The 5,942-nt window shown below is 69.8% G+C and carries 8 protein-coding genes; 1 reads left to right on the plus strand and 7 read right to left on the minus strand.

From position 1 onward, the window contains the following. The 4 genes from E1298_RS43075 to E1298_RS43090 form a co-directional block, all read right to left on the minus strand. The coding region (locus E1298_RS43075; protein WP_243726191.1) for a serine/threonine-protein kinase at positions 1-785 on the minus strand (785 nt) is incomplete at its 3' end. 74 nt (positions 786-859) lie between these two features. Further along, positions 860-1,891, minus strand: coding sequence for a PDR/VanB family oxidoreductase (locus E1298_RS43080; RefSeq protein WP_131903159.1), 1,032 nt, complete (start codon positions 1,889-1,891; stop codon positions 860-862). Beyond that, positions 1,888-2,766: a metal-dependent hydrolase gene (locus E1298_RS43085; RefSeq protein WP_131903160.1), complete on the minus strand. Its 879-nt coding sequence runs from the start codon at positions 2,764-2,766 to the stop codon at positions 1,888-1,890. The genes E1298_RS43080 and E1298_RS43085 overlap by 4 nt, the downstream gene beginning before the upstream one ends. Before the next feature lie 96 nt (positions 2,767-2,862). Continuing rightward, the gene (locus E1298_RS43090) at positions 2,863-3,441 is read right to left on the minus strand and encodes a TetR/AcrR family transcriptional regulator (RefSeq protein ID WP_131903161.1); all 579 of its coding nucleotides are present in this window, start codon (positions 3,439-3,441) and stop codon (positions 2,863-2,865) included. Positions 3,442-3,518: 77 nt separating this feature from the next. Between E1298_RS43090 and E1298_RS43095 the strand changes: the two genes are divergently transcribed. Continuing rightward, positions 3,519-4,214 carry an enoyl-CoA hydratase-related protein gene (locus E1298_RS43095; RefSeq protein ID WP_131903162.1) on the plus strand — a complete coding sequence of 232 codons (696 nt, stop codon included), beginning with the start codon at positions 3,519-3,521 and terminating at the stop codon, positions 4,212-4,214. 16 nt (positions 4,215-4,230) lie between these two features. On the opposite strand, the gene E1298_RS43100 is transcribed toward E1298_RS43095, so the two are convergent. From E1298_RS43100 to E1298_RS49925, 3 genes are all read right to left on the minus strand, one after another. After that, positions 4,231-4,533, minus strand: coding sequence for a hypothetical protein (locus E1298_RS43100; RefSeq protein ID WP_131903163.1), 303 nt, complete (start codon positions 4,531-4,533; stop codon positions 4,231-4,233). Positions 4,534-4,548: 15 nt separating this feature from the next. Beyond that, entirely contained in the window at positions 4,549-4,815 is a 267-nt protein-coding gene (locus E1298_RS43105) for a hypothetical protein (protein WP_131903164.1), read from the minus strand. Positions 4,816-4,830: 15 nt separating this feature from the next. Further along, positions 4,831-5,942 (minus strand): hypothetical protein (locus E1298_RS49925; RefSeq protein ID WP_207945190.1); only part of this gene is annotated, 1,112 nt, incomplete at its 5' end.

Below are 5,942 nucleotides of genomic sequence, written 5' to 3' on the forward strand. Positions count from 1 at the left end.
CCGGAGATCAGGCCGTCCAGCAGCGTCTGGGCGGACGGACGGGCCGCCGGGTCCTTGGACAGCGCCGCGCGCACGGCGTCGAGCAGCGTCCCGCTCAGGCCGCTCAGGTCCGGCTCGCCGCTGACGATCTGGTGGATGATCGCCGGGATCGAGGTGCCCCCGAAGCACGGCCCGCCGCGGGCGGCGAACGCCACGGTCGCGCCCCAGGCGAACACGTCCGTCGCCGGGGTCGCGGCACGTCCGTGGAGCTGCTCGGGGGCCATGAACGCGGGCGTGCCGACGATCCCGCCGGTCGCGGTCAGCCGCGTCCCGTCCATCGAGCGGGCGATACCGAAGTCGATCACGCGCGGCCCGAACGTGGACAGCAGCACGTTGGCGGGCTTGAGGTCGCGGTGGACGACGCCCGCGTCGTGGATGGCGGTCAGCGCGGTCGCGATCCCGACCGCGACCGCCTCCAGATCGGCGCCCCGCAGCGGGCCGTCCTTGGCGACCGCCGCGTCCAGGCTCGGCCCGTTGACGAACTCGGTCACCAGGTACGGCGGGTCGGCCTTGGGGTCGGCGTCCAGGACGGGCGCCGTGCAGAAGGGCCGGACCCGCTGCGCCGCCGAGACCTCGGCCTCGAACCGCGCCCGGTACTGGCGGTCCGCCGCGTACTCCCGCCTGATCACCTTGATGGCGACCTTGCGGCCCGACCCGTCCAGCCCCACGTACACGGTGCCCATACCGCCCTCGCCGAGCCGGTCCACCACCCGGTAGGGGCCGATGTGGCCCGGCAGTTCGGTCACGCACGCACTCCTCGCCACGGGGGTTCAGCCCGTCAAGCGTGGCATATCCGAACGGCCGCCGGGACCCGGCCGTGTCACAGGTCGAGCGTGATCCTGCCGCCGGTGGCGCGCGAGACGCAGATCAGCATGGAGCCGCCGTCCGGGTCGCCGGGCGAGCGCCGGTCGGCCTCGCCCGCCAGGACCGCGGTGCGGCAGGTGCCGCAGAAGCCCTGCCGGCACGAGTACGCCACGGCGGGCAGTTCGTCCCTGATCACGTCGAGGGCGGACCGGTCGGCGGGGACGGCGAGGGTCCGTCCGCTGCGCCGCAGCTCGACCTCGAACGGCCTGCCGTCCACGATGGGCGCCGGGGCGAACCGCTCGTAGTGCAGGGTGGCGCCCTCACCCACGGACGCCCGCACGCCGTCGATCATCGGGGCGGGCCCGCAGCAGTACACGGCGGTGCCGTCGGCCACACCCTCGACCAGGTCGGCTCCATCGGGCACGCCGTGCTCGTCGTCCGTCCGGATGAGGACGCGGCCAGAGGGCAGCTCGTCCAGGAACGGCAGGGAGGCCCGCGTGCGTCCCGTGTAGATCAGCCGCCAGTCGGCGCCGAGCCGTTCCGCGGCCGCCACCATCGGCAGGATCGGCGTGATGCCGATGCCGCCCGCGATGAACAGGTAGCGGTCGCGCGCCAGGAAGGGAAACGCGTTACGCGGCCCCTGGACGGTGACCGTCGCGCCCTTGGCCAGTCCATGCATCTCGACCGAGCCGCCCGCCCCGTCGGGCAGCCGCCTGACCGCGATCCTGTACGTCCTCCGGTCGGACGGGTCTCCACACAGGGAGTACTGGCGGCGGCGGCCGGACGGCAGGAACACGTCCAGATGGCACCCGGGCTGCCAGCCGGGCAGCACACCGCGATCGGGCGCCCCCAACCGGAGGCTGACCACGTCCTCCGCCTCGCGCCGCACCTCCAGGACGACGAGATCCCGCGTCCGGTCGACCGGCTCCACGTACGGGATGACGGGCGCGCGCAGCCCGCGCACCCGCTGCATGCCGTTGAACGCCACGCTCACGGCCACCCAGAACGGGTCGCGCTTCCGCCGTCCTCGCAGGTCGGGCGGGATCATCGCAGCGCCGCCCGCGCGGCCGGGGACGAGGCGAGGTAGGACAGGGCCTGGCTCGTGGACCCCTCGTTCAGCGGGCTGTAGGACCGCTTCAGGTAGCGCAGCACCGAGGCCCCGACCATCCGCCGGTCGGGCGTGAGGCCCGCAGGCCCCGTCCGCCGCAGGTGGTGCACGCCGCCCTTGATCCGTCCCCTGACCACGGGATCGGCGGCCATCAGGAACCTGTGCCCCCGATGCCAGAGCGTCAACAGCATGGTGATCGTCTCGCCCATGGCCCGCAGCCGTTTGCCGTACGAGCCGTCCAGGTGCATGTACAGGTCGTGCGCCACGTGCCGGTGCTCGACCTCCTCGGCGCCGTGCCAGCGCAGCAGGTCCAGCATCGTCGGGTCGGCGCCCGCCTCGTCCAGCGCCCTGGCGTTCAGGATCCAGTCGCCGAGGACGCCGGTGAAGTGCTCGATCGCCGCGACGATGCAGATCCGCTCGAACAGCCAGGCCCGCTTGCGCTCGCCGTCCAGGTCGCGGTCGCCGAGCAGCCCTTCGAAGACGTACTCGACCTGCCGGACGAACGGCCGCACGTCCAAGCCCTGCTCGATGAAGTGGTCCAGCACCCCGTCATGGGACGCGGCGTGCATGGCCTCCTGGCCGATGAAGCCCAGGACGTCTTCGCGCACCCGGTCGTCCTTGATGTACGGGACGGCCTCCTTGAAGACCCGGACGAACCACTCCTCGCCCGCCGGCAGCAGCATGTGCAGCACGTTGATCAGGTGCGTGGCCACCGGATCGCCGGGGATCCAGTGGAGCGGCACGTCCGACCAGTCGAAACGCACGTCCCGCGCCTGGAGGACGAGATTCTCCGGCTCCGGAAGCTGAACGGACATGGGGCTCCCCCTGGACACTGAGGGCTTATTGACGAACAGTCCAGAACGCTACCCCGGGCCGCCCCGCCCAACAACAGCCCGTATCGGTGACCCTCCTCACCCCGGGAGCTCGGCGCCCAGGGTGCCCGCGACGATGTCGGCGGTGACGCGCAGGGGACGCGTGTCACGGTCCGTCCGGCTGAGCACGATCGCGCCCTCGAACGCGCAGAGGACGTACGTGGCCAGGTCCGCGGCACGCGCCTCGGGGATACCGGCGCCCGCCAGGCGCCGCGCGATGGACTCCCGCCACGACGCGAAGACCTCGACGCAGGCATGCCGCAGCGGCTCGCTCGTGCTCGCCACCTCCAAGGCCACCGTCGCGATCGGGCACCCATCGGCCCAGTCCGACTTGTGCAGCGCCTCCGCGCTCAACTGGAAGAAGTCGCGCACCGACCGCACCACGTCGTCCTCGGCCCGGTCGAAGACAAGATCGAAGAGCCGCAGATAGCGGCTTCCGGAATGCGCGACGGCCTCAACACCGAGCTGCTCCTTCCCACCGGGGAAGAAGTGGTAGAGCGATCCCCACGGCGCCCCTCCGGCCGCCGTGATCTGTTTGAGCCCGGTGCCCGCGTAGCCCTGTTCGCGGAAGAGCTGGGCGCTCGCCTCCAGCAGGCGGGTACGGGTGTCGCGCGTCATGGACGCCACCCTAGCCATTGCCCTCACTAGATCGATCTATCTAGTATGACGATCGATCTAGATATCCAGGAGGCGAGATGACCGTCCGATCCGAGCGCCACGGCCACGTCCACACCATCACGCTGGACCGTCCAGAACGGCGCAACGCGGTGGACGGCCCGACCGCCGGGCAACTGGCACTCGCCGTCAACGCCTTCGAGCAGGACGACGAGGCACGGGTCGCGGTCCTCACCGGCGCGGCCGGCACCTTCTGCGCGGGCAACGACCTGAAGGCCATGGCCGCGGGCGACTTCCCCACCCCCACCGCGGACGGCCCGCCGCCGATGGCGGTCACCCGCTCCCGTCCGTCCAAACCGGTGATCGCGGCGATCGAGGGCTACTGCTTCGGCGGCGGCTTCGAACTCGCCCTCTGGTGCGACCTCCGCGTGGCCTCGACGACCGCGGAGTTCGGCCTGCTCAACCTGGAGCACGGCCTCCCCTCACTGGACGGCGCCACGGTACGCCTCCCCCGCCTCATCGGCCGCGCCCGAGCCCTCGACATCATCCTCACGGCCCGCCGCGTCCCCGCCCGCGAGGCCCTCGACTGGGGTGTGATCACCACACTCACCCCACCCGGCGAGGCCCTGGCCACCGCCCACACCCTGGCGAACCGCCTAGCCTCCCTGCCACCCGCCGCCCTGGCCGCCGCCCGCACGTCCACCCTGGACCAGCCGTCCCTGGACGAGCCCACAGCCCTCAAACAAGAAGCAGCCCTAGCCCTCCAAGCCCACTAGGACCCAACCCACCACATCAAGCGAAAACCTCGTCCGCCTTCTGTGCAGTAACCGCACGCTGCAGCCAGGTCTCCAACTGCTCCTGATCCGTGCAGCCCTCGATCCGCTGGCGGTGCTCGTCCGTCGCCTCGATGCCCCGCGCCTGCAGAACGAGCAGCACACTCCGCGCGATTGCCTTGGCCTTCCCTTTGGCCTTCCCCTCGGCCTTCCCTTCGGCGAATCCTTGGGCGAAGGCGCCGCGCATGACGTCGGAATGATAGGGCGAATCCATCATCATCCTGCCCTCCCAGGCCCGCACCCAGACCAGGTGCGGGCCCACCAGCGAACCCTCACATCACGCAAACAGCTCGTCCGCCTTCTGTGCAGTAACCGCACGCTGCAGCCAGATCTTCAACTGCGACTGATCCGTGCAGCCCTCGATCCGCTGGCGGTGCTCGTCCGTCGCCTCGATGCCCCTCGCCTTCAGAACGAGAAGCACGTTCTCGGCCTTCCCCTCGGCCTTCCCTCGGACGAAGGCGCCGCGCATGACGTCGGAGTAGTAGGGCGAATCCATCATCATGTTGCCCTCCCAGGCCCGCACCCAGACCAGGTGCGGGCCCACACGCGAACCTTCACATCAGACGAACAGCTCGTCCGCCTTCTGGGCGATGGCCGCGCGCTGCAGCCAGGTCTCCAACTGCGACTGATCCGTGCAGCCCTCGATCCGCTCACGGTCCTCGTCCGTCGTCTCGATGCCCCTCGCCTTCAGAACGAGAAGCACACTCCGGGCTTCTCCCCTAGCCTCCGCGCCGCGCATGACGTCGGAGTAGTAGGGCGAATCGGTCATCATCTTGGCCTCCAGGCTCTTGCGCGCCGCCTCGGGGAGCATCACGAGTACGTAGTCATAGTAACGGCGGGCCCGTTCGTCTCCCCTCGCCGCGAGCAGGTTCGTGCTTTCGTAGGCGGCTCGCACGATCTGCGGGCCGTGCTCGCCGGCGCCGTGAAAGAGAACGGACAGAACGCCCATGGCGGGGTCGGCGGCGATCTCCTCCGGGTCCAGCATCACGGGGATGTGCTTGGAGTGCAGGACCAGGGGCGTGAGGTCGTGGCCGGGGTGGCCGGTCTCGATCGTGCGGCCGCACCACTCGGCGACCTTGGGGTCGGGGGCGATCACCAGCAGGATGACCGGGCAGCGCTGCCGGTTGCGGAGGGTGGCGATGTAGAGGGGCCACGTCCACTGCTTGTCCTCGTCCTTCTTGTGCTGGACCTCGACCACGACACCCGTCCTGGAGTCGCCCGTGTCCAGCACGATCGCTACGTCACCCTTGTACTCCCTTGTCTTGAGATCGGTGAATGATTCTGAGACGTCGTGGGCCTGCCGGATTTTCGGCATATTTATGCCCATTTCAGCCAAGAGTTCCGCAGCAAGGTCGGGGGACCAGCGGAACAGCTCAGCCGATATGTCATGTTTCTGAGTCGGCATGCGGACGACAATAGCGGTGAGCGGCAGGAGTGGGCAGTGAATTCCCGGAATTGGCGGCGTGGGCAGAGTCACGCCGCAAAATGGGCAATTCGCGCTATGAACATTCACAAAGGCGCACCAATTGCTAACGGTATCGCTACCGCCGTCGCCGAAGTAGGTGTTGGTGGGCAGGTCCTCCACGTCCAGGACGGCGAGAAGGCCCTCGCGGACGTCGGTGGGCAGGGTCGTGTGGTGGAAGAACGTGGCGTGGTTGAACCACACCTCGG

Origin of the sequence: Actinomadura rubrisoli, from assembly GCF_004349215.1 — a bacterium.
GTDB classification, from domain to species: domain Bacteria; phylum Actinomycetota; class Actinomycetes; order Streptosporangiales; family Streptosporangiaceae; genus Spirillospora; species Spirillospora rubrisoli.

Coding starts and splice junctions, on each gene's coding strand:
- E1298_RS43080 (WP_131903159.1), bottom strand. CDS start 1,891: ATGATCCCGCCCGACCTGCGAGGACGGCGGAAGCGCGACCCGTTCTGG.
- E1298_RS43085 (WP_131903160.1), bottom strand. CDS start 2,766: ATGTCCGTTCAGCTTCCGGAGCCGGAGAATCTCGTCCTCCAGGCGCGG.
- E1298_RS43090 (WP_131903161.1), bottom strand. CDS start 3,441: ATGACGCGCGACACCCGTACCCGCCTGCTGGAGGCGAGCGCCCAGCTC.
- E1298_RS43095 (WP_131903162.1), top strand. CDS start 3,519: ATGACCGTCCGATCCGAGCGCCACGGCCACGTCCACACCATCACGCTG.